At 63.9% G+C, this 22,759-nt stretch carries 17 protein-coding genes; 6 read left to right on the top strand and 11 right to left on the bottom strand.

Annotated features, from left to right (window positions below):
• Positions 1–639 precede the first annotated feature (639 nt).
• On the bottom strand, positions 640–1,260 hold the full coding sequence (locus VMF11_02895) for a class I SAM-dependent methyltransferase (GenBank protein HTU69244.1): 621 nt from the start codon (positions 1,258–1,260) through the stop codon (positions 640–642).
• A 2-nt stretch (positions 1,261–1,262) separates the two neighbouring features.
• Here VMF11_02895 and VMF11_02890 point away from each other — a divergent pair, with 2 nt between their 5' ends.
• Positions 1,263–2,168, top strand: coding sequence for a hypothetical protein (locus tag VMF11_02890; GenBank protein ID HTU69243.1), 906 nt, complete (start codon positions 1,263–1,265; stop codon positions 2,166–2,168).
• Here VMF11_02890 and VMF11_02885 read toward each other — a convergent pair.
• Positions 2,107–2,871, bottom strand: a complete 765-nt coding sequence (locus VMF11_02885; GenBank protein HTU69242.1) for a PilZ domain-containing protein — start codon at positions 2,869–2,871, stop codon at positions 2,107–2,109. The genes VMF11_02890 and VMF11_02885 overlap by 62 nt on opposite strands.
• Before the next feature lie 246 nt (positions 2,872–3,117).
• On the opposite strand from VMF11_02885, the gene VMF11_02880 reads away from it, so the two are divergent.
• The gene (locus VMF11_02880) at positions 3,118–5,763 is read left to right on the top strand and encodes an Rne/Rng family ribonuclease (protein HTU69241.1); all 2,646 of its coding nucleotides are present in this window, start codon (positions 3,118–3,120) and stop codon (positions 5,761–5,763) included.
• Here VMF11_02880 and VMF11_02875 read toward each other — a convergent pair whose 3' ends face one another.
• From VMF11_02875 to ftsE, 7 genes are all read right to left on the bottom strand, one after another.
• Positions 5,764–7,119: a S41 family peptidase gene (locus VMF11_02875; GenBank protein HTU69240.1), complete on the bottom strand. Its 1,356-nt coding sequence runs from the start codon at positions 7,117–7,119 to the stop codon at positions 5,764–5,766. It lies immediately after the preceding gene.
• A gap of 10 nt (positions 7,120–7,129) precedes the next feature.
• Positions 7,130–8,548: a S41 family peptidase gene (locus tag VMF11_02870; GenBank protein HTU69239.1), complete on the bottom strand. Its 1,419-nt coding sequence runs from the start codon at positions 8,546–8,548 to the stop codon at positions 7,130–7,132.
• A 169-nt stretch (positions 8,549–8,717) separates the two neighbouring features.
• Positions 8,718–9,908, bottom strand: coding sequence for a peptidoglycan DD-metalloendopeptidase family protein (locus VMF11_02865; GenBank protein HTU69238.1), 1,191 nt, complete (start codon positions 9,906–9,908; stop codon positions 8,718–8,720).
• Positions 9,909–9,918: 10 nt separating this feature from the next.
• Entirely contained in the window at positions 9,919–10,875 is a 957-nt protein-coding gene (locus VMF11_02860; protein HTU69237.1) for a response regulator, read from the bottom strand.
• Positions 10,872–11,876 carry a PAS domain-containing sensor histidine kinase gene (locus tag VMF11_02855; protein HTU69236.1) on the bottom strand — a complete coding sequence of 335 codons (1,005 nt, stop codon included), beginning with the start codon at positions 11,874–11,876 and terminating at the stop codon, positions 10,872–10,874. The genes VMF11_02860 and VMF11_02855 overlap by 4 nt, the downstream gene beginning before the upstream one ends.
• Positions 11,877–11,886: 10 nt before the next feature.
• Positions 11,887–12,768 carry a permease-like cell division protein FtsX gene (locus VMF11_02850; GenBank protein HTU69235.1) on the bottom strand — a complete coding sequence of 294 codons (882 nt, stop codon included), beginning with the start codon at positions 12,766–12,768 and terminating at the stop codon, positions 11,887–11,889.
• A complete protein-coding gene (gene ftsE, locus VMF11_02845; GenBank protein ID HTU69234.1) occupies positions 12,734–13,444 on the bottom strand; it encodes a cell division ATP-binding protein FtsE in 711 nt (236 codons plus the stop codon). The genes VMF11_02850 and ftsE overlap by 35 nt, the downstream gene beginning before the upstream one ends.
• A gap of 47 nt (positions 13,445–13,491) precedes the next feature.
• Between ftsE and VMF11_02840 the strand changes: the two genes are divergently transcribed.
• Entirely contained in the window at positions 13,492–14,640 is a 1,149-nt protein-coding gene (locus VMF11_02840; protein ID HTU69233.1) for an acyl-CoA dehydrogenase family protein, read from the top strand.
• A gap of 1 nt (position 14,641) precedes the next feature.
• On the opposite strand, the gene VMF11_02835 is transcribed toward VMF11_02840, so the two are convergent.
• Positions 14,642–15,391, bottom strand: a complete 750-nt coding sequence (locus tag VMF11_02835) for a DUF695 domain-containing protein (protein ID HTU69232.1) — start codon at positions 15,389–15,391, stop codon at positions 14,642–14,644.
• A 59-nt stretch (positions 15,392–15,450) separates the two neighbouring features.
• On the opposite strand from VMF11_02835, the gene VMF11_02830 reads away from it, so the two are divergent.
• A complete protein-coding gene (locus VMF11_02830; protein ID HTU69231.1) occupies positions 15,451–15,993 on the top strand; it encodes a peroxiredoxin in 543 nt (180 codons plus the stop codon).
• On the opposite strand, the gene VMF11_02825 is transcribed toward VMF11_02830, so the two are convergent.
• Positions 15,987–17,159 carry a DNA recombination protein RmuC gene (locus VMF11_02825; protein HTU69230.1) on the bottom strand — a complete coding sequence of 391 codons (1,173 nt, stop codon included), beginning with the start codon at positions 17,157–17,159 and terminating at the stop codon, positions 15,987–15,989. The genes VMF11_02830 and VMF11_02825 overlap by 7 nt on opposite strands.
• A 62-nt stretch (positions 17,160–17,221) precedes the next feature.
• Here VMF11_02825 and VMF11_02820 point away from each other — a divergent pair, with 62 nt between their 5' ends.
• Together VMF11_02820 and VMF11_02815 are read left to right on the top strand one after the other, a co-directional pair.
• Positions 17,222–18,190 carry a putative sulfate exporter family transporter gene (locus VMF11_02820; GenBank protein HTU69229.1) on the top strand — a complete coding sequence of 323 codons (969 nt, stop codon included), beginning with the start codon at positions 17,222–17,224 and terminating at the stop codon, positions 18,188–18,190.
• A 95-nt stretch (positions 18,191–18,285) separates the two neighbouring features.
• Positions 18,286–22,533, top strand: coding sequence for a multifunctional oxoglutarate decarboxylase/oxoglutarate dehydrogenase thiamine pyrophosphate-binding subunit/dihydrolipoyllysine-residue succinyltransferase subunit (locus VMF11_02815; GenBank protein ID HTU69228.1), 4,248 nt, complete (start codon positions 18,286–18,288; stop codon positions 22,531–22,533).
• Positions 22,534–22,759 lie beyond the last annotated feature (226 nt).

Raw genomic sequence — 22,759 nt, 5'->3', positions numbered from 1 at the left:
CAACTGCAGCGCCGCTACATGCAACTCGAAGGACTCACGGCGCTCAGCGACAATCAGGCCGCTAGGCTTTCAGCGGTGATCACCGGCTGACAGCCCACCTCGCCGAGCCGCGGTTCATACACCACGCGCTGGGACACGATCACCATCCAGCTTCCGTGTGTCGGGTTCATGGACTAGTTTGTCCTCCGTCCCCAGGTAGGTTCGTTTCCATTGCTTCCAAAGTGCGTCGAAGACGGCTTCATCGGATTCGCGTATTATTACGGCGCCCAATGCAAACGCCTTGAATTTCTCCTTGGCGCTTAATGTATGGCTTCCGCATTCGTCTATATAAACATTGCAGCGTTCCGAGGAGGAGAGCTTTGGGTGAGCACGTCTGATAACTCGACCCTCCGTCGCGGCAATCGTGGCAAACTCGTCTTGACCCTGAGATAGCGCAGCATCTATCAGAGAAATGTCCATCCCCAGATCGAGCCGCGTCCTCCTGGCTAGCCGAAGATAGGTCAAATATTCCTGATAGGCGTGTTTACGCTGCCGCGCCACACGCGCAGGTATTGCGTCAGTGAGCTCTTCTCTGGAACCCTCCTTCTTTGCCATTCGGATTCGATGATACCACAGCCAAAGCGTGCGATTTTCCGCAAATCAGTTCGGCGCGCGACGTTTAAATATATAGAGTGCGCCAAACGGAACGTCGGTGACGAGCGTCCAGCCCCGCGTGCTCTCGATCGTCGCGCGTTCGACCGGCGTATGATACAGCAGCCACGTCTCACCCGGATCGCGGCGCCCCTCGATGCTCGCGAGCGTAGCACGCAGCGCCGTCGCGTCGAACGGATTGAAGAGAAAGGCCACCAGGTCGCCGGGCGGATACAGCGCGAGGCGCGCGTCGGCGCGCTGCACCCGCACGTCGCTGCAGCGAAAGCCGCGTTCGCGGGCGATGGCGAGATTCTCTCGTGCGACTTCGTAGAGGCCGGGCGAGACCTCGATGCCGCAGATTTGTTTGAACGGATACTGCGCGGCCAGGATCATCGCGCGCCCCATACCCGCGCCGACGTCGACGAATGTTGCGCCGGGCAACGCGGCTTTCGGAACGAGCTCGAGCAGCGCGTGAAAGTCGGCGACGGGCACCGCCTCGTAGTGGGTGGCGTGCGCGCCCGCGTCGCCGACCGCGTCGGGATCGAGGTCGGTGAGGAAGAGCACCGCGTGCGTGGTAACACCGTAGTCGTGATCGAACCGGCGTCCTCCGCTGCGCTGCGATTTGGGCACGCGTGAAGCTTCCCTATCGCGCGGGCGACTCATTCGGCCTTCCGCTCGGCAACGGAAGCCTCGTGCGCGCGCGCATTCTCGCGTGCGGGCGTCACACGGTCGACATCGCGGTGGCCGATAGCGTGCTGCGCGTGAGCGACGAGGCGCTCGTTCTGCAGCGATGGCGTTGCATTGATCGCGGCGCTCCCTCGCCCTTCGAGGCGCGCGTTCCGCGCGCATCTCGGGATGACGATGGCGCGAAGTGGACCGGGGCTGCGCACGCCGAGCGGATCGTCGCGACGCGATTGGGGATCGCACTGCTCGAACTGCCGCCGCTCGCCGTTCGTGCGCGCGCGTTCGCGCCCGAATATCCAACCGTGCGCAGCGAAGGCGAACTTGCTGGGATGTTGGCCGAGCAACCCGACGTGCGCGTCCTGCGGATCGCCGCGCGGAATCTCCCGCTCGACGCGCGCCGGCTGCGCGGGCTGCCGCATCTGCAAGTACTCGATTTGTCGGGAGTCGCGCTGCACTCGATCGAGGCGCTCGCGGCGTTGCCGCTGCGCGCGTTGCGTCTGGCGCGTATCGATGCGACGATCGATTTGCACGCTCTCGACGGCCGGCCGCTCGACGTGCTCTCGCTCGAAGACCTGCGTGAGGTGCGCGGCCTCGACGTGCTTCCGCGCTGGGTGTCACTCGAGCAGCTCGAACTGCTCGGGTTCTGGCAGCTCGATCTCGATGCGGTGATGCCGCTGACGCTCATGCCCGCCCTGATGCGCGCCGAGGTCGACATCGGCGGGCGCCGCAAGAACCGCGAGCTCTACCGCCGCGCGAACTGGGCGTATCCGTGGCCCTTTGAAACGATCGCGCTTATGACCCGCGGCCCAGCGCAAGCGCGGCCGCCTGCACGAAGCGATGAAGCTCTTCGGTAACCTTCGGGTCGGGGTCGACCCACTCCAGACTTTGAATGTAGCGTCCGCGGTATTGTTTGATGCCGGGAAGCGCGCGCGCCATGATCCGCATCTCCTTGAACGGCTTCGCGTCTTTCGACCGCAGCACGTCGCTGGGAAGGGTGAAGCTCAGCATCAGCTCCCACTCCTGGCGCAGCACCTTCTCGACGAGCAGACGCGTACCGCCGGTGCCCAGATCCATCGCGGTGGCATCGAAGCTCACCGGGGAATTCGCGATCGCGACCCGCACCGGGACGTTCACGTCGACCCGCCGCTGCGTTCGTTGCTCGTGCAGGCGCGTCTGGACCCCCGGCTTGGACTCCTCGCCGCGCGTCACGTTGATCGTCCGGCGCTGCTCGGCGATGATGAAGCGCAGCAGCGCGTCCCGATCCTCTTCGCTCAAGCCCCCGAACTCGATCGCGTAGTGGAAGGTCCGATCGTTCGGCCAATAGGTCACCTTGCGAATCTTCCCGGCCAGGCGCAAGAGGGGCGCACCGTCCCTGGGCAGATCGAATTCGACCGCGATGTGCGGCTGCAGCATCGTCCGCGCGGTCACCATGCTGCCGCCGCCCGAGAGGTCGACCAACGTCGCCGGCACGGGCGCCCGCAACCCTGAGACCCGCAGATTGATTCGCAGGTACATGGGCTGACGGTAGAATAGCCGGCGGTTCGTAGAAGACGCCATTGCACGTAATCATGACCCAGGTGGGCTTACCCTGTCGAGGGCCTGGCGGACCAAACCTTTCCGCGCGGGGCAGGTTCACCCGCCGGCTCTCCTGAACGTGGGAAGCGTTTTAAGATTTCTATCAGGAGCGGTGCCCTACGGTTGGTGGCCACGGTCGCCAGTATAGACGCTCGCAGCGTCCCGTCATCCTGAGGTGCGCACGCAAGTGCGCCTCGAAGGGCGCTCTCCTAGACAACTGAGGAAAATTTGTCAACCGAGATTCTCATCTCGAGCGACCCGTGGGAAAACCGGGTTGCCATACTTGAGAACGGCACGCTTGCCGAACTCTACATCGAGCGCGAAGAAAAAGTCATCGGCTCGATCTACAAAGGAAAAGTCCAAAACGTTCTGCCCGGGATGGGCGCGGCATTCGTCGACATCGGATTGGGACGCAACGCGTTCCTCTACGTCGACGACATCAACAAACAGCCGCTGAACATCGGTGACGTCGAGATCACCCACGGTCACTCCGGCTTCACGATCAGCGAAAAGGTAAAGAAGGGCGACGATGTGCTGGTGCAGATCGTCAAGGAGCCGCGCGGGCTCAAGGGCGCGCGCATCTCGACCAACATCTCGCTGCCCGGGCGCTACCTGATCCTGATGCCGACCGGCAAGTACTCCGGCGTCTCGCGTAAGATCGAGTCCGCCGAGGAGCGCAATCGCCTCAAGGCGGTGATGAAGCGCATTCGTCCGGAAGGCATGGCCACGGTCGTGCGCACGGCGGCGGCCGGCGTGAGCGAAGCGGAGCTGATCGCGGATCTGGGTGTGCTCATCCGCATGTGGCACGGCATCCTCGAAACGTTCAAGCGCGCGCCGTCGCCGTCGCTGCTGCATCGTGACATGAACCTGGTCTACAAAGCGGCGCGCGATTTCGTGACCGCCGACGTCGAGAAGATTCTGATCGACGACGAAGAGGAGTACCGCAAGGTACGCGAGTTCCTGCAACTGCTCGGACCACAATATCTCGATCGCGTACAGCACTACAATCACGGCCACAATCTCTTCGACGATTACCGGATCACCGAAGAATTGCAGCGCTTGATGAAGCCGAAGATCAACCTTCCCTCGGGTGGATCGATCGTGATCGAGTCGACCGAAGCGCTCACGGTCATCGACGTGAACTCGGGCAAGTTCACCGGCGGTAAGAACCTGGAAGATACGATCGTCAAGACCAACGTTGAGGCCGCGGCGGAGATCGCGCGCCAGGTGCGTTTGCGGGACATCGGCGGGATCATCGTCGTCGACTTCATCGATATGGCTTCCGAAGGGGCGCGCAGCAAGGTGATCAAGGCGCTCGAGGATGGGTTGCGGCGCGACCGCACGCGCGCCACGATTCAATCGTTCTCGAATCTGGGATTGCTCGAGTTCACGCGCAAGCGCGTCGGCAAGGACCTGGGCGCACAACTGCGCGGCGCGTGCCCGACCTGCAGCGGCCTGGGCTCCGTGCTCTCGCCGCAAACGGTTGCGATCGATACGATGCGGCACGTGCGCGAGAACGGTCACCGCAATCACGACCACCATCCGATCCTCGTGCACGCGGCGCCGACGGTTGCCGCGCAGATGGACTTCTGGTACGAAGACGACGTTCAAGAGCTCGTCAAGGAACTCGACACGCCGATCCACGTACGCGTCGATCCGCTGCTCCATCCCGAGCACGCGCGGATCGAACGCGTCGCCAAGCCGATCGAGCAACTGCGTCCGGTTCGCGTCGGTGACGAAATCGAAGTCGAACTCTTGCCGGGACGCTTGCCCAACGCAACGTCGGCGGCGGCGGTTGTCGGCGATCGCGTCGTCGAAGTCGAGAACGCCGCGAACAACGCCGGCAACAGCGCGAAGATTCGCATTCTCGACGTTGACGACGAGCACGACTACGTCTTGGCCGAACTCATGGCCGCGGGAGCGGGCGAGGGCAAGAAGAAACGCCGGCGCGGCGGGCGCAAGGGCGCGCTGACCGCGGCCGAGCAGACCGCGCAGCTGCGAGAACTTGCCGAAGAGGCCGCTTCACAGCAGCAGGCGCGTGCGCCGATCGGCATCACCAGCGCCACCGAGGAAGAGGAGGCGGAAGATCCCGCCATCGCGGCCGAGGTCAAAGGCGAACACCAGCCCGACGCCATCATTATCGAAGGCGAGACGGCCGCGGCCGAAGGCGGGCGCGGCAAGCGTCGTCGCCGGCGGCGCCGTCGCGGACGCGGTGGGCGCGGCGGAGCGGATCGCTTCGACGTTGCCGCGCAGGTGGGCATCACGCCGGCGAGCGCCGCCGCGCAAGCCGATATCGACGAAGAGGACGAGGACGAGGACCAGCAGCCGCCGGTGCATAGCGTCGCCGCGGGCGCCTTCGGCGAACCCGGCCACGGGAAGCGCCGCCGGCGCCGCCGCCGGCGCGGACGCGGTGGTGCCGCTCGCGAGCAGGAAGGCATGACCGGGTCGCTGCCGATGAGTTCGATGGTCCCCGATCGTCACGTCTTCCGCGTTGATCCGGAGGGGCGCGCGCAGCCGACCGGCATGACCGCACCGCGCGAACCCTCACGCGCGATCGCGCCGGTGCGCAAAGCCAAGCCGCTCGCGGTCGAGGCGCCGCCGCCGCACTTGACGCTTCCGAAAGAAGAAGAGCCGCGCCGCACCAAACCGGCGCGCCGCCGCCGCGAATCCGGCAACGGCGTCGTGGCCGAACTCGAAAACACCCCGATGGCCGCGCTTCCTGCGCCGGAAAAGCCTAAGCGCACCCGCAAGAAGGCCGCGGCCGCGCCCGAGGACGGCGAGGTCAAAGCCAAACGCGCGAGCGGCGTGAAAAAGACGTCGACGCGCAAGAAGAGCGCGTCGACGACGAGTACCCGCAAGAAAAAGACGAGCTAGCTATTCCGTAGAGCCGTTGATCTCGTTCAAATGCGCGATGCGATCGTCGACGAACTGCATCGCGCGCCGCAGCTGCGGATCGGTCTTCGGATCGCCGAAACGTGCCGTGCGCGGTTCGCTCACCACGATATCGGGTTGGATTCCCAAATGGTTGATGTCGCGGTTGTGCGGGGTGAGATAGCGCGCGGTCGTGATTTTCACCGCTGACCCGTCCGGCAGCGGGTAGATCGTTTGCACGACGCCCTTGCCGAAGGTCTTGGTGCCGATCAGCGTGCCGACGCCGCTGTCTTGAATCGCACCCGAGGTGATCTCGGAGGCCGACGCGGTGAACTGGTTCACCAGCACGGCGAGCGGAAGCGGCGGAATCGCGGTGTCGTTGGCTTCGAGCGTGGTGATGTTCGAACCGCGCGACTCGACCGAAACGATCGGACCCGAAGAGATGAACTCCGAGCTGACTCCGACCGCCGCGTTCAAATAACCGCCGCCGTTGTTGCGCAGATCGAGAATGATCGCGCGTGCGCCTTTCTTCTGCAGACGGCCGAGCGCCGACGTGAGTTCGCTTGCCGTATCCTTACCGAAGACGGTTAGCGCCACGTAGCCGATGTTGCCGGGCAACATCTTATCGAACACGCTCAACTGGTGAATCTTCGCCCGCGTCACCGTGATGGGCGCGAGCGTCTTACCCGCGCGCAGGATCGTGATCGAGACCTTGGTGCCTTCTTTGCCGCGCAAGTGCGCGCTGGCGCGATCGATTGACCAGCCCTTCGTCGATTGCCCGTCGATGGCGGTGATCAAATCGTCCTGCTGGATCCCGGCCTTGTCGGCCGGACCGCCGGGAACGACGTCGCTGACCGCGATGTACTTGCTCGCGTCATCAGCTTGAATGACGATGCCCGTACCGCCGAAGTCCGACCCGTCTAGGCCGCTGTTCAGTTCGGCGTATTCCTTCGGATCGAGAAAGACCGTGTAGCGGTCGTGCACCGAGTCGAGCATGCCCGAGATGGCGCCGTAGGTGAGCTCGGTCGATGAAACGCGTCTGCCCGCCGCGCGCTCCGCGGCCTCGACGTCCAATTCGATGTCCTGCACGTTCGCCGTGTCGTTCGATGCGTGAAACTTCGGAATCTTCGCGGTGACGTGATGCCGGGCCAACGATCGTGCGATCCCGATGCGCGCGCCGTTCATCACGTTCTGATCGTCGATGCGCTTGTAGAATTCGCCGGTTAGATAGTGGTAGCTGGTCGCGATTTCACTCGCCTGCGTCGCATCGAGATGGGCGGGCGCGGCGTTGACTGCCGGGAATCCGAAAAAGGCGGCGGCGACGCAGCCGGCCAGGGCAAGGGGGAAAAAGCGCTTCATGGTAACCGATCTATTTCAGAAGTTGTGCGAGTTTGGCCTTGGCCGCAGCCAGTTGCTTGTCAGCCGGAGTATCGAGCGGCACGTCGTCGCTCTGTGGAACGATAACGTCCGGAACGATGCCTTTGTGTTGGATTTCTCGCCCGAGCGGCGTTAGGTAGCTCGCGGTCGTGATCTTGAGCGCGCCGCCGTCGGGCATGTCGTAGATACTCTGGATGACGCCTTTTCCGAAGGTCTTCACGCCCACCAGCGTGGCGGCGTGGTAATCCTGTAACGCACCCGCCGTGATCTCGGATGCGCTGGCCGTGTACTTGTTGACCAGAACGACGAGCGGCTGCACGCCGCCGATCGCGTCTCCAAGCGCCTCTTCGATCTGGCGATGTCCTTCGCGGTCGACGGTCGAGACGATCGTGCCCTGCGGGATGAAGAGGCTCGAGATTTTGACCGCGGCTTCGACCAGGCCGCCGCCGTTGTAGCGCAGATCGAGGATGTAGCCCTTGGCGTTGTGCTTGCGCCCGTAGAGCAGCGCGCTCTTCATCTCGGCCGGCGATGTTATGCCGAAATCGCTCAGCCGGATGTACTCGTACCCGTTTTCCATGTGTTTGCTGACGGTGGGCACGTGAATGATCTCGCGCGTGATCGTGAAGCGGCGTTCGGCGGTCGACTTATACTGGTGGGTCGTAAGCACGACTTGCGTGCCCTGCGCGCCGCGAATCCACCGCTCGACGATATCGATCGGCACGCCGTGTACCTTGCGCCCGTCAACGGTGTCGACGATCGCGCCCGGCTTCATCCCGGCGCGAGCCGCTGGTGCGCCGTCGATCGGCTGCAGGAGCACGTCGCCGTCCTTGAGCTGTAAGATGTAGACGCCGATGCCGCCGAAATCGCCGCCGTTGAGCGATTCGTTCAAGCTCTGGATTTCTTTGGGCGTGAGATAGACGGTGTAGGGATCGTCGACCGAATCCATCACGCCGCTCAAACCCGCCTCGGTCAGATCGGTCGCGCCGTCGGCTCCGAGCCGCTTACCGTACGTGTGCTCTGCGTACGCGACGTCGTGCGCGAGCGTTTGCGCGTCCTGCTCGGGATCGCCGGTGGCGAACTCGGTTGGAAGCTTGGGATGCTTGACGTGGTTGGCCTCGAGATACTTATCGATCGCCGCGGTGCCGCCGCGAAAGGGCGCCCGCGGATTGAACGGCTTATAGTACTCCGTGCTGAGATCGGTTATGGCCTTATCGAAAAGGTCGACGGGAGCGGCGCCGCCTGCGCCGCCGGCGGAATCGGGCAGCTCCGCGACGTTGAGGCTGATCAGCGAGTGCGGGGTCCCGCTCGTCATGCTGTGCGCCGCAACGTAAAGAGCGCCGCAGAGAGCGACGATGAGAACGACGAGCGCTGCGATCAGCGCGCGGAACCTTCCGGCCATGGGATCGATCATACCCGCCTAGCTTAACGACGGGTGAGGCACAATCCGTTTCCTTCCAAAGGCGCTACGCCCGAGGCTCCGCGCCCCCCGCTGCGCGGGGCCCCCACGTTATGGGGCGCGTAAGCGCGCTGCCGAGCCGTTGATTCCCCTAGGGCGCCCCTAATAATCGTGTCGTCGTCGCCTACGAATGCAAACGGGGGGCGGGGTCGACCGGTTTGCCGTTGATGCGGATCTCGAAGTGGACGTGCGGGCCGGTACATTCGCCGGTGCAGCCGATCGCGCCGATTGCTTGCCCCTGCTTGACCTGCTGGCCAACCGAGACGTAGAACGCCGAAAGATGACCGTAGCCGGTCGAGTAGCCGCCGCCGTCGTCGATCAAAATGTAGTTGCCGTAGCCGCCGTACCACTGAGCCATTATCACGGTACCGGCGGCCGACGCGGTGATGGTGGTACCCATCGGCGCGGCAATGTCGAGCCCTTGGTGAAACTCCGGTGCACCGCCGAACGGGTTCGAGCGCCAGCCGAAGGGCGAGGTGACCGGCCCGGAAACCGGCCAGTCGAACATCCGGGCAGCCCCGGTCACCTCCGGCGCGGCGATGCCCTCGGCTTTGCGTTGCGCCTCCTCTTCGCGTTCGCGTTCTTGAATCAAGCTTTCGAGCTGCGCCTCTTCGGAGGCGGAGAGTCCCTCCATGTCGGCTACCTCGGTTGCGACGCGGCGCCGTTGCTGGTCGGCGATCGCAACCAGATTTTGGCGCTCCTGCGCCAGCGCGCCGAGTTGATCGCGCGCCTGCGCTTGCGCGTGCTCTTCGTCGTCGAGCTCGAGCTGAGTGCGTTGTAGGTCGGATTGCACTCTCGCAACGCGCTCCTCCGCCGCGCGCCGCTCGCGCACCGCGGTCTCATTCGCATCGATGAGCAAGCGCAGATCTTCCCAGCGCTCGACGAATTCGCTGAACGAGCGCGCCGAAAGCAGCACGGCCGCATAGCTGAGGTCGCCGTTTTCGTAGATGTCGACGAGACGTCGGCGCAGTGCTTCGTCGTGGAGTTTGAACGACCGTTGAGCGGCGTCGAGTTGGATCGTGTTCCAATCGACTTTGCGCTGCGTCGAATTCTCCTGCGCGCTCAAGGAACCGATGCGCGCGTTCACGGTGCCGATCGCAGCATTGGTTTGGTCGAGTTCTGCCCGCAGGCTCGTAACGCGAAGGGTCGCCATGCCGAGTTCGGCTTTCTTGGCGTGCAGCTTCGCCTGGAGTGCCTGGGCCTTGCGCCGCTGGGCGTCGATGCGTTGTTGCAGCGACGAGGTCTTCGCACCGGCCGCACCGGCGGCGGAAACGAAGACGAGCAGCAAAACACAGAAGATCGACCGAACTTTCATGTATGCATCCTCACGGGCGGCGCTTGTCTTTCACGTAAACGGAACCGGCGATCGATTTGGCATAGCGCTTGAGCTCGGCGGCGGCTTCACCAACTTGCGCGTAGTTGCCGAGCTGACCGCGATCGTTGAGTACGAGAGCCATCGAGATCGTCATGATCGGAAAGCGGTTGAGGGCCCCGCGGCGGTCGCGCGTTTCGATATAGCCCGCGCGCAGGTCTTTGGCGGAATACAGATTGCGGATGTCGCGGTCGAATTCGGCAATGATCTCTTTGGCAATTTCTTCGGACCGGTCGGGCTGCGTAACGACGATGAAATCGTCGCCGCCGATGTGACCGACGAAATCCGTGTTGGTACCGCGCCGACGTACGATGTCGACGGTGATCCGGGCGAGCATTTGGATCGCTTCGTCGCCGTGCGTGAAGCCGTAAACGTCGTTGAACGCCTTGAAGTTGTCCAAATCGATGTAGATCACCGCGAATGACTCGGCGTCGTCGATGCGGCGGCGCAATTCCGTTTCGATGGCGAGGTTTCCGGGCAGCCGCGTGAGGGGAGAGAGCGAGGAATCGACCTCGACGCGGCGGATCTTGGCGCGCACACGCGCGAGCAACTCCTGCGGACCGAACGGTTTGGTGATGTAATCATCGGCGCCCGCTTCGAACCCGCGCAGCTTGTCTTCCGTCTCGCCTTTCGCGGTGAGAATGATGATCGGCACGTTGGCAATCGAGGGGTTTTGATGCTTGCGAATCCGGCGCGCAACTTCGTATCCGTCCATATGCGGCATCATCAGGTCGAGCAGCACGACGTCGGGCTGGGCTTGCTCGATCACGCGCAGCGCCTCGGGTCCGTCGGACGCGGACTCGACGGTGAAACCCGCAAGCTCGAGATTGGTCGAGATGATCTTGCGCAGGTTGCGATCGTCGTCGACCACGAGCACGCGATGACCGTCGCCTTGCGCAAGGTCCTTCACGGATCCACCGGCCTACCCGGCAGCGAGATCGTGATGGTCGTGCCGCGGCTGGGCGTACTTTGTACGGCGAGCGAGCCTCCGTGTGCCTGCACGATCTCGTGCACGACGGTGAGACCGAGCCCACTGCCGCCGGTCGCTGCGGTCAAGTTTTGATCGGCCCGGTAGAATCGTTCGAAAATGTAGGGCAAGTGTTCGTCGGCGATGCCGATTCCGCGATCGGTGACGCGCACCTGAGCGGTCGAACCGTCCTCGCCGCCTTCGATCAGCACCTCCGCCGTATCCGGCGAGAACTTGAGCGCGTTGTCGACCAGATGCACGATCGCATCGCGCAAGAGCGCCGGATCGCCGCTCAGCGTGATCCCGGTCGAGCGGCGCTCGATGCGGCTCGCCGCGCTTGGGCCAAGACGCGCCTGCGCGTCGTCGAGGATTGCATCGAGCGTAACGCGCTCGCGCTTGGAAAGCAGATGTTTGGGCCCGACGCGCCCGAGCAGGAGCAGATCGTCGACGGCGCGCGAGAGCCGGTCGGCCTGTTCTTCGATCGTCGCCAAATAGTCGTGGCGCTCGGCGGCGAGCGCTTCCGGATTGTCGCGCATCGTAATGGCAAAGGCTTTGATGGTTGCGATCGGCGTCTTGAGTTCGTGCGAAACCGCAGCCACGATCTCGTCTTTGAGTTGTTCGATCACCGCGAACCGCATCTCGCGGCCGAACGAGATGAGCCATCCCTCGTCGATCGAGAGTACGGTAGCGTGCACGATGCGCTGCCGCTCGTCGCTGCAGAGCATTTCGAGCCGTTCGGGAACGACGGCGAAACCGAGCGGCGGATCGACCCGCGCGAAGAGCTCGTCGAGTCCCGTTCCAATCGCCTTGGATCGGTCGATCCCGGTAATCGCGGCTGCACCGTCGCTCCACGCCGCGATCCGGCCGTCGGCGTCGAGATAGGCGATGCCGTCCGATATGCACTGCGCGAGCGCATCGAAATCGACGTCGACGCGGAGGTGCATCGATGTGACGCTACGTTCGGAGATGGCGCCCGACCGAGACCCAGGACGCGATTGCGCCGATGGCGCCCCCGGCCGCGATCAGCTCCGCCACGAGCACGGGCGCGTCGACGGTCCCGGCGTTCAACTGAATCCACGGAAGAGCGAGCATCAGTTTCGGCCAGAGCGCGTAGCGCGCGATCGTTAGCATGGCGACCGCAAGGAGCGAACCGCAGACGCCGTCCAACAGCCCTTCGCAGATGAACGGCGCGCGAATGTAGAGGTTGGTTGCGCCGACCAGCTGCATGATCGAAATTTCGCGGCGCCGCGCGAAGACCGTCAGGCGGATCGTGTTCGAGATGATGATGCCGGCGACGACTAGGAAGAGCACGATGACGCCGATTCCGACGCGGTGGAGCACGTCACCGAGTTGCAGCAGCCGCGCTACGACGGTCTGCGGAAAGACGACCGTATCGACGCCGGGGCGCGTGCGCAATTCTTGCGCGACGGTTTGCACGAGTTTCGGGTCGCGCACCCAGACACGCAGCTTATCGGGCAGCGGGTTCTCGGTGAGCAGCGAGGTGTCGATCTGGCCGTGCGTCTCGGCGCTCAGTTCGGCCAAGCCTTGCTTCTTCGGGACGAACTGCGTCGAGGCGATGCGCGGGTCGTGGGCCAGTGCGGAGCGTAGCGCGTCTTCCCGAGCGCTCGAAACGTCGGTCGCGAAGTAGACGGAGATCTCGATCTGATTGAGCAGATCGTTCCCGACGCCGGCGAGGGCGGTTCGTACGAAGAGAAACGCACCGAGGAGGACGATCGTCATGGCGACCGTGCCGATTGCGGTCGCCTGCATGCCGGCGTTGCGCGTGAAGTTGCGCAACACCTCACCCAGAAAGAATTTGACCTTGCCCGAGTCCAAGATAGTAGTAGCCCCGTTCTTCGTCGGTGACGACCTTGCCGTCTTCCAGGCGCACGACGCGCCGACGCATGCGATCGACGACGGCCTGGTTGTGCGTGGCAACGAGCACCGTCGTGCCTTTGAGATTGATGCGCAGCAGCAGCTCCATGATCTCGGTCGTGTTGGAGGGATCGAGATTGCCGGTCGGCTCGTCGCAGAGAAGAATCTTCGGATTGTTGACCAGGGCGCGCGCGATCGCGGTACGCTGCGCTTCGCCGCCGGAGAGTTCACCCGGATACATGCGGCTCTTGTGCGCGAGCCCGACGAGATCGAGCGTACGCGGCACCTGGCGGGTGATGTCTTTCGTATGCGCGCCGGTGACCTGCATCGCAAAAGCGACGTTCTCCCAAACCGTTTTTTCGTTCAGGAGCTTGAAGTCTTGAAAAACGACGCCGAGGTGGCGCCGTAGGGCCGGAACGCGTCCGCGACGCAGGTGTTCGACGCGGATACCGTCGACCGTGATCTCACCGTTGGTGGGAAGCGCTTCGCGATAGAGCAGCCGCAGCAAACTGGATTTGCCCGTTCCCGAATGGCCTACGAGGAACACGAAGTCGCCTTTAGCGATCTCCAAGCTGACGTTGTCGAGAGCACGCACGCCATTTTGGTAGACCAGCGAAACGTTGCGAAGGGAAATCATCGCTGCAAAAGGGTTTTTCCGCAGGGCACGACCTATACCTCCGAGCTATGAATTTCGACCTGACCGACGATCAGAAGGCGATCCAACGGCTCGCGCGCGATTTCGCGCAAAACGAGGTGCGGCCGCGGGCCGAGGAGATGGATCGGGAAGAGGCCTTTCCCTACGAGCTGGTCGCGCAGATGGCCGAACTCGGGTTCATGGGTCTGCCGTTTCCCGAAGAATACGGCGGCGCCGGTGCCGACACGGTGAGCTACGCGCTCGCGGTGATGGAGATCGCGCGCGTCGATGCGTCGACCGCGATCACTATGGCCGCGCACATCTCGCTGGGTGCCTCGCCATTTTATTTGTTCGGCACGGAAGAGCAGAAGCAGCAGTATTTGGTGCCCCTTGCGCAGGGGAAAGCGCTGTGGGGATTCGGCCTGACCGAGCCCAATGCGGGCAGCGACGCCGGCAACTGCCAAACCAAGGCGCAGCTGCGCGACGGCCACTGGGTGATCAACGGGACCAAGGCCTTCATCACCAATTCGGGGACGACGATCAGCGCCGGCACGACGATTACCGCGGTGACCGGCGCCCGACCCGACGGGAAGCCGGAGATCTCGAACGTCATCGTGCCGCAAGACACCCCCGGCTTCAGCCGCAGCAAGAAGTATAGGAAGATGGGGTGGCGCGCGTCGGACACGCGCGAGCTCAGTTTCGTCGACGCGGCCGTGCCCGAGGGGAACTTGCTCGGTCCACGGGGCGAGGGCTACCGTCAGTTTCTCCGGATTCTCGACGGCGGGCGGATCTCGGTGGCGGCGCTTTCGGTCGGCCTCGCGATGGGCGCCTACGACGAGGCGTTGCGCTACGCGCGCGACCGCATCGCCTTCGGGAGACCGATCAGCAAGTTCCAGGCGATCCAGTTCAAGCTGGTCGACATGCTCTGCGAGATCGAGCACGCCAAGATGATGGTGCTGCGCGCCGCCTGGGAGAAAGACGAAGGCCGCGACTTCGTGCAGACCGCAAGCTTGGCCAAGCTCTACTCCGGCGAAGTATCACGCCGCGTCGTCAACGAGGCGGTGCAAATCCACGGCGGCTACGGATTCATGGACGAGTATCCCGTCTCGCGCATGTACCGGGATCAAAAGATCAACGAGATCGGCGAAGGCACCAACGAGGTCCAACGTTTGGTCATCGCCCGTCTCATGGGCTTGTAAATCACCCTGCATCGTCCTCGTCTTCATCGAGTTCGTCGTCGTCGGGATTGATGCCCCAGCCCTCGTACGTACCACCGAGCGGCGTAATCACGCCCTCGATTTCTGCGCGCGCGGCTTTGAGGTTCTGCGGCGTGAGCAGCATCGTGCGGCCGGCCTCGACCACGGTTTCGAACTCTTCGTCCTCCTCGGACGTGCTGAAGCCGGCACTCTGCAGGGCGCGCATCGCCGCGCGAACCGATTCCGCCGGAACCTCGCAGTCGAAAATGATCTCATAGCGCCGGGTGAGATCCTCGCCGGCCTCGTCCATCTGCGCGATCTGGTCGGCGTCGCGCGCCTCCTCGAGTTCCTCACCGCGTAAGATGTAGCGTTCGTACGTCGTCCAGGCGGCGTCGCGTTCGACGCGAACGTCGACGCGCAGCGAAGTGCCGGCAGCGGCCGCTTTCAATCCATCGGCCGCGGCCGCATCCGCCGCGTAACTGTAGATTTCGTACGTCCCCGAACGGCTAACCGTGCAGACCGGTTCCGCATCGTGTTCCTCACCCGCAGCTTCGAGGCGCCCTTCGAGTTCGAAAATCTCACTAGCCGCCGCGTCGGTTGGTTGTCCGTCGCCGTCGGTCGCGAACTTCGTGATCGCGAGCGTCACGAGGTACGGGTGGGATCGTTGAAACTCGCGCTCGCCGTCGAAATCGACGTCGATCGAAACCTCGGTTGAAGGGTCATCGCTCGTCGCGTAGGGAATCCATTCGGACATGGCCCGACGGTTCTCCGCACCCGCGAAAACCCATGTCGGGGACGAATAGGGGTGTCAGCATGGTTCGTCAATCCATCCTCGCCGGCCTGATCGCCGGAATCTGCATCATCGCTCCCGCGCTCGCAGCGCTACCGAACGGAACCAAGGCGCCGGATTTCACGCTGCAGGCGACGCAAGGCGGAAACGTGTTCACGTTCAGTCTTGCCGACGCGCTCAAGCAGGGGCCGGTGGTGTTGTATTTCTATCCGGCTGCCTTCACGCCGGGATGCACGATCGAAGCGCACGATTTTGCCGATGCCATCGATCGATACAAGGCGCTTCATGCGACCGTCATTGGTGTCTCGCACGACCCGCTCGACAAACTGCAGAGATTTTCGGTGAGCGAATGCCGCAGCAAATTTCCCGTCGCGGCCGACACCGATCAAACGGTCGAGAAGGAATATGACTCCGTACTGGCCGGGCACCCGCAGTACGCCAACCGCACGTCGTATGTGATCGCGCCGGACGGCACGATCGTCTATAGCTACACGTCGCTCAACCCCAGCGAACACGTTGCCAACACGCTGGCCGCGCTCAAGACGCTCGAGAGCAAGAGTCAATAATTCTGGAAGAGATTCGGCTCGGCCGGATCGCGTTTAGCGCGGCGGTCGCGCGACTCCGCATCGAGCGCGGTCACGGCGCGCGGAGACAAGTCGATCACGCTGGGTTCGGGCAACTCCTCGCCCCCGATCGAGGACTCGTCTTTGAGCTTGCGTCCTTGCGGTAAGAGCCGGGATTCGTACGTGCCGACGGCTTCGTTATACGCGCCGACCGAGCGCTCCAGATGGCGCCCGAGGTTGACGAGACGGTCGGCAAAACGCGCGGTGCGCTCGTAGAGTTCGCGCCCGAGCGCGGCGATGCGTTTCGCGTTCTCTTCTTGCTTGACCGCTTGCCAGCCCATGGCGAACGAGCGCAGCAGGCTTATCAATGAAAGCGGACCCGCGATCAGCACGCTGCGATCGAGCGCGTACTCGATCAGCATCGGATTCTCGGTGCAGGCCGCGCTCAAGAACGCTTCGCCCGGCACGAACATGATCACGAAGTCGGCCGAACCCTCGCCGCTCTGATAGTTGCGCTTGGCAAGCGCGTCGACGTGATCTTGCAGCGCGCGGGCGTGGCGTTTGACCAGGTCGCGCCGCGCGTCGTCGTCGGCCGACTCGAGCGCCGCTTGGAGCGCGTCGGTCGGCGCTTTCGCGTCGACGAAGACGCGGCGCCCGCCCGGCAATTTGATCGTCATATCGGGTCGGCCGCGGCCCGATTCGAACGCGACGGTCTGCTGTTCGTCGAAGTCGCAGTAGGCGAGCATACCGGCCTTCTCGACCACGTTGCGCAGTTGGATCTCACCCCACTTGCCGCGTGTCGTCGGGCTGCGCAGCGCGGTGACCAGCGTGGAGGTTTGATTGGAGAGCGCGTTCGCGGCCGACTCGATCTTGTCGGCGCGGCTGAGCAGCTGCGCGAGCTGCGCGCGCAGGGCACCGCTATCCTCGCTGCGTTTGTTCTCGATCTCGCGCACCATGCGATCGAACTCGCTCAGCCGTTCGGCAATCGGCGCCACGATCTGCCCGACGCGCTCTCCCGCCTGGTGCGTCGTTGCCTCGCGCAGGTCGTTTTTCGCCCGCTCGAGCAGCGCGTCGATCGCGGCGCGCTCGCCGCGCTGACGTACGAACATCACGAATGCACCGAGCGCGATGCCGACGAGCAGGAAGAGCAGATCGACCAACGCGTTCACGATCGATGAACTTCGACTATTGTCGCAAAAGACATGCTGCCGGCACCGCGAAGCTGCGAGCCATGCTCGGCTTTTTGCTCGCGCTCGCCGTCGCCATCGTTGCTGCGGTGTTGGGACACGCCGTACCGATCGTCGGCGCGCCGGTCTTTGCGATCGTCATCGGCGCGATCCTCGCGACGCTGCGCGCGCCGAGCCCGGTGCTGAGCCCCGGCATCACCTTCGCCGCCAAGCAGCTCTTGCAATGGTCGATCGTCTTGCTCGGCGCGCACTTGAGCTTGAGCGAGATCGCGCAGGGCGGCGCGCATTCGCTGCCGGTGATGCTCGGCACGCTCGCGATCGTGCTCGTGCTCGCCTACGTCGTGGGTCGTCTGCTCGGACTCGATCGTAACATTCGCCGCCTCGTCGGTGTCGGCACGGCGATTTGCGGCGGATCGGCGATCGCTGCGGTGGCGAGCGTGATCGAGGCCGATCAAGCCGATGTCGCCTACTCGCTCGGCGTCGTCTTCCTGTTCAACGTCGTCGCGGTGTTGATCTTTCCGGCGCTCGGCCATCTGATGCAGCTCTCGCAACACGCGTTCGGCCTGTGGGCCGGCACCGCGATCAACGATACGTCGTCGGTGGTCGCGGCGTCGTTTTCGTATGGACGGGTCGCCGGGAACGCGGCCGTGATCGTGAAGCTCACGCGCACGACGCTGATCATTCCGATCGTGCTGTTTTACGGGTGGCGCAAGATTCAGCACGCGCGCGGCGAGGCGGCCATCAACTGGCGCGCGATCGTACCCTGGTTCATCCTCTGGTTTCTCGCGGCCGCGACACTCAACTCGTTCGGCCTGATCCCACCGGCGGCGCAAGGGCCGCTGCAAGAACTCGCGCTCTTTTCGATCACGGTCGCGCTGGCCGGAGTGGGCCTGGGAACCGAGGTCGAGAAAATCCGCCGCGCCGGGATGCGCCCGCTCGTCCTGGGCGCGATCCTCTGGATCGCGATCGCGCTCTCGAGCCTCGCGATCGCGCGGCTCGTAGGGGCGGCCTAGCGCCGGGCGCCCCTGGTCGTATCCTCGCGCGCCAGGGCCGGGTTAGAATGGCGGGAAGTCTTACTTTCCCCTTTACTAGGACGGAGCATTCGAACGTGGCTGACGCGGTAGTCAAGGTAACCCTCCCCGAGATGGGCGAGTCGGTCACCGAAGGCTCCATCGTCGAGTGGCGCAAGCGCGTCGGTGACCAGGTCAACGAAGGCGACACGTTGGTCGACGTGACGACCGACAAGGTCGACGTCGAAGTACCGGCGACCGCCGCGGGTGTGATCACCCAGCTCTTCGGCAAAGAAGGCGACACGGTCGCGGTCGGTGCGCCGCTGGCCGAGATCGACACATCGAAAAACGGCAATGGGGCCGTCACCGCGACGGCTGCGCCGGCGACGAACGGTGCGCCCAAAGCGAAAGCAGCAAAAATCGTCGCGGTCACGCTGCCGGAGATGGGCGAGTCGGTCACCGAAGGTTCGATCGTCGAGTTTCGCAAGCGCGTCGGCGACCAGGTCAACGAGGGCGACACGATCGTCGACGTAACGACCGACAAAGTCGACGTCGAAGTGCCGGCACCGGCCTCGGGCGTGGTCACGCAGCTGTTCGGCAAGGAGGGCGACACGATTAGTGTCGGCGCAAAGCTGGCCGAAATCGAAGTCGGCGCTGCGGGTGCGCCCGCTGTGCGGGCTCCTGCGGATGACAACGCCAACCGTCACGCTGAGGTGCAGCGCGAAGCGCTGCCTCGAAGTGCGGGAACGAGCGAAGTCGCCGCCTCGCCGCAGGCGCGCCGCGTCGCGAACAAACTCGAACTCGATCTGGCTTCGATTCGCGGATCGGGTCCGAACGGATTGATCTTGCGCGGCGATGTTTCCGCCCAAGCGAATGGTGCGCGCAAACGCAGCGCACCCGGCGCGCCAACGAGCGCACCCGTACCGAGCGGTGCGAAGGTCACGCCGCTCAAGGGACCGGCCGCGGCGCTGACCGGCTACATGGAGCAGTCGCTGACGATTCCGACCGCGACGAGCTTTCGCACGCTGGCGGTCGACGTGCTCGATGCGCGCCGTAAAGAACTGAACAACGCGGTCAAAGCCGCAGGCCGCAGCGAGAAGATCTCGTTCACGCACATCATCGCCTACGCGATGGTGCGCGCCGCCGCCGAGATGCCGTTCATCACCTACAGCTTCCGCCGCGATCCCAGCGGCGCGCCGCAGCGGCTCGAGCCGGGCATTCATCTCGGCCTCGCGGTCGACTCCGAACGCAAGGACGGCTCGCGTTTCCTGATCGTGCCCGTGATCAAGAATGCCGACGCGCTCGATTTCGCAGGCTTTTACGCGAAGTACCAGGATCTCGTCGCCAAGGCGCGCGACAATAAACTCGGCGCCGACGATCTGCAAGGCGCGTCGTTCACGCTGACCAATCCGGGCGGCATCGGCACCGTCGCCTCTGTGCCGCGCTTGATGGCCGGGCAGGGCGCGATCCTCGCGACCGGCGCGATCGGCTATCCGCCCGGGTTTGCGAATTCGCCGGAGAGCGCGCTGCGTTCGCTCGGCGTCGGCAAAGTGATGCAGATGACGAGCACCTACGATCATCGCGTGATCCAGGGCGCGCAGTCGGGCGAATATCTGCGCCGTATCGATCAGCTCTTGCAAGGCGCGGACGATTTCTACGAAATGCTGTTCGCACAGCTTGGCGTGAAAGCCGGCCCGTTCGAGCCGCCCGCCGTTCGACAAGCTCAGGGTGACGGCGCCGCTTCGGCGCCGCAACAGCCGGTCGCGCCCAGCGACGAGATGTTGCGCGCGGTTGCGGCGGGGATGGCAATCGTCTCGGGCTATCGCACCCACGGACACCTGGCCGCGCATCTCGATCCGCTCGGCGCGGAGCCGATCGGTGATCCCAAGCTCGATCCGGCGACCTATGGTCTCACGCCCGCGCTGCAAGCCGCGATTCCCGCCTCGGTGCTCCACGTGCACGTACCCGGTGCGACGCTCGCGGACGTGCTTCCCAAACTGCGTGAGATCTACAGTTCGACGATCGCGTATGAATTCGAGCACATCTCGAATACCGAGCAGCGGCGCTGGCTGCGCGAAACGATCGAGAGCGGCGCAAGCCGCGTTTCGCTCTCGTCCGAGCGACAGGCGCGCGTGCTCCAGCGCCTGACCAAGGTCGAGACGTTCGAACGCTACATTCGTAAGATGTTTCTCGGCCAGAAAAGCTTCTCGGGCGAGGGGCTCGACATCATGGTGCCGATGCTCGAAGAGATTCTCGAGATGCTCGCGGACGAAGGCACGCCAAATGCCGTGCTCGGGATGGCGCACCGCGGCCGCCTGAGCGTGATCGCGCACGTCGTGAACATGCCGTACGAGGAGCTGATCGGTGAGTTCGAGGCGGCGCATCAACGCGGCGAGATGAGCACCGACGACGACGTCACCGGCGACGTGAAGTATCACCACGGCGCGACCGGCGTCTACGACACGTCGAGCGGCAAGCAGATCATGGTGACGCTGCAGCACAATCCGAGCCATCTCGAAGCCGTCGACCCGGTGGTGGAAGGGCGCGCGCGCGCGTTGCAGACCGATCGCAACGGCGCCGCTCCTTCGCTCGACGTGCGCAAGGCGGCGCCGATTCTCATTCACGGCGATGCGGCGTTCACCGGCCAGGGAATCATCTCGGAAGTTTTCAACCTGCAATCGCTCCCGGGCTACGCGACCGGCGGCACGCTGCACATCATCGCCAACAACCAGATCGGCTTCACCGCCGATACGCGCGATTCTCGCTCGACGCGCTATGCCTCCGACATCGCCAAAGGTTTCGATGCGCCGATCATTCACGTCAATGCCGACGACGTGGACGCCTGCATCTCGGCCGTGCATCTGGCCGAAGAGTTTCGCAAGCGCTTTGCACGCGACGTGGTGATCGATCTGATCGGCTATCGCCGCTTCGGTCACAACGAGCAGGACGAGCCCGCGTACACGCAACCGACGATGTACGAGAAGATCAAATCGCACCCGACCGCACGTGAGCTCTTCGCCAACAAGCTGATCGCGCAAGGCGTGGTGACGGCGGAACAGGCAAATGAAATGGTCGTCGAGGCGACCGCGCGTCTGCAAGAGGCGTACAAGAACGTCAAGGAATCCGAGGGCGGCAGCATGATCGAGAAGATCTCGCAGAACGCCCCGCTGCCGACCGCGACGCTGACGCCGATCACCAAGCAGCAGTTGCTGGAATGGTCCGACGACGTCGTAACCGTTCCGGGCGGCTTCACGATCAACAAGAAACTCGTCACGCAGTTCGAGCGCCGCAAAGCGACGATCGCCGAGAAGGGATTGGTCGATTGGGGCATGGCCGAAGCCCTCGCTTTTGCATCGCTCCTCGCCTCCGGGGTGCCGATTCGCCTCACCGGTCAGGACACGGAGCGCGGAACGTTCAGCCATCGCCACGCGGTGCTGCACGATCCCTCGCGCGACGCCGAATATATTCCGCTGCAGCACGTCGGCGCGGCGAAAGCGAGCTTCGAAATCCACAACAGCCCGCTCTCGGAATATGCGGCGCTGGGCTTCGAGTACGGCTACGCCGCCGCCGTGCCGAAGTCGCTCGTGCTTTGGGAAGCGCAGTTCGGAGACTTTGTCAACGGCGCGCAGATCATCATCGACCAGTTCATCGCGGCCGGACAGGCGAAGTGGGGGCAAACCTCGCGTCTGACGTTGCTGCTCCCACACGGTTACGAAGGCCAGGGGCCCGAACATTCCAGCGCCCGGCTCGAGCGTTTCCTACAACTCGCCGCCGAAGGCAACCTGCGCGTCGCGTATCCGTCGAACGCGGCCAATTACTTCCATCTCTTGCGCGCCCAGGCGAGTTCACCCAATCCGGTACCGCTCGTCGTCATGACACCCAAGTCGCTGCTGCGCGCCGAGGCCGCCTCGGGTTCGATCGACGAAATGGCGAGCGGCACATTCAAGCCCGTTATCGACGATCCGAACGTGAGCGACAAGAGTAAGATCGAACGCATCCTGCTCTGCTCCGGCAAGATCTACTACGATCTGATCGGCTCGGAACTCTATCCAAAGATGAAGAAGACGGCGATCGTGCGCATCGAGCTGCTTTCGCCGATGCCTTCGCAAGAGATCAACGCGCTGCTCGACACTTATCCAAACTTGAAATCATTGGTGTGGGTGCAAGAGGAGCCGAAGAACATGGGCGCACGTGCGTACGCGCGCCGGCGTCTGCTCGAGAAGTTGAAAAAGCCGCTCGACATCGGCTACGCCGGACGCGGCTATCGCGCCTCTCCCTCGGAAGGGTATCCCGGCGCCCACGCCGTCGAGCAAGAGCGCGTCATCAAGATGGCGCTCACCGAATAATGGCGAGCATTCGCAAGGAGGTTCCGCCGGGGCCGCTCGGAGGCGCTTAGGCGACCGTCGTTTGCGCTGGGCCGGCCGATAGCATCACGGCCGAAATCGCCGGTAACCAAGTAAGCGTGAGCGCGCCCGCGACCGATATACTACCAAGGGATCGAAGGGTGAGCTTCACACCGATCTCCTTCTGCGTATGTCTGGGTGCGCGTACGTGTGGCTAACCGTCGTCTCC

It is taken from the genome of Candidatus Baltobacteraceae bacterium (genome assembly GCA_035502855.1).
In the GTDB taxonomy this organism is placed as follows: Bacteria; Vulcanimicrobiota; Vulcanimicrobiia; order Vulcanimicrobiales; family Vulcanimicrobiaceae; genus Aquilonibacter.
This window is presented reverse-complemented; position numbering and strand designations above follow the sequence as displayed.

Excerpts from the sequence above, each read along its gene's own strand:
- VMF11_02885 (HTU69242.1), bottom strand. The coding sequence starts at position 2,871 with ATGGCGTCTTCTACGAACCGCCGGCTATTCTACCGTCAGCCCATGTAC.
- VMF11_02875 (HTU69240.1), bottom strand. The coding sequence starts at position 7,119 with ATGAAGCGCTTTTTCCCCCTTGCCCTGGCCGGCTGCGTCGCCGCCGCC.
- VMF11_02870 (HTU69239.1), bottom strand. The coding sequence starts at position 8,548 with ATGATCGATCCCATGGCCGGAAGGTTCCGCGCGCTGATCGCAGCGCTC.
- VMF11_02865 (HTU69238.1), bottom strand. The coding sequence starts at position 9,908 with ATGAAAGTTCGGTCGATCTTCTGTGTTTTGCTGCTCGTCTTCGTTTCC.
- VMF11_02855 (HTU69236.1), bottom strand. The coding sequence starts at position 11,876 with ATGCACCTCCGCGTCGACGTCGATTTCGATGCGCTCGCGCAGTGCATA.
- ftsE (HTU69234.1), bottom strand. The coding sequence starts at position 13,444 with ATGATTTCCCTTCGCAACGTTTCGCTGGTCTACCAAAATGGCGTGCGT.
- VMF11_02840 (HTU69233.1), top strand. The coding sequence starts at position 13,492 with ATGAATTTCGACCTGACCGACGATCAGAAGGCGATCCAACGGCTCGCG.
- VMF11_02835 (HTU69232.1), bottom strand. The coding sequence starts at position 15,391 with ATGTCCGAATGGATTCCCTACGCGACGAGCGATGACCCTTCAACCGAG.
- VMF11_02830 (HTU69231.1), top strand. The coding sequence starts at position 15,451 with ATGGTTCGTCAATCCATCCTCGCCGGCCTGATCGCCGGAATCTGCATC.
- VMF11_02820 (HTU69229.1), top strand. The coding sequence starts at position 17,222 with ATGCTCGGCTTTTTGCTCGCGCTCGCCGTCGCCATCGTTGCTGCGGTG.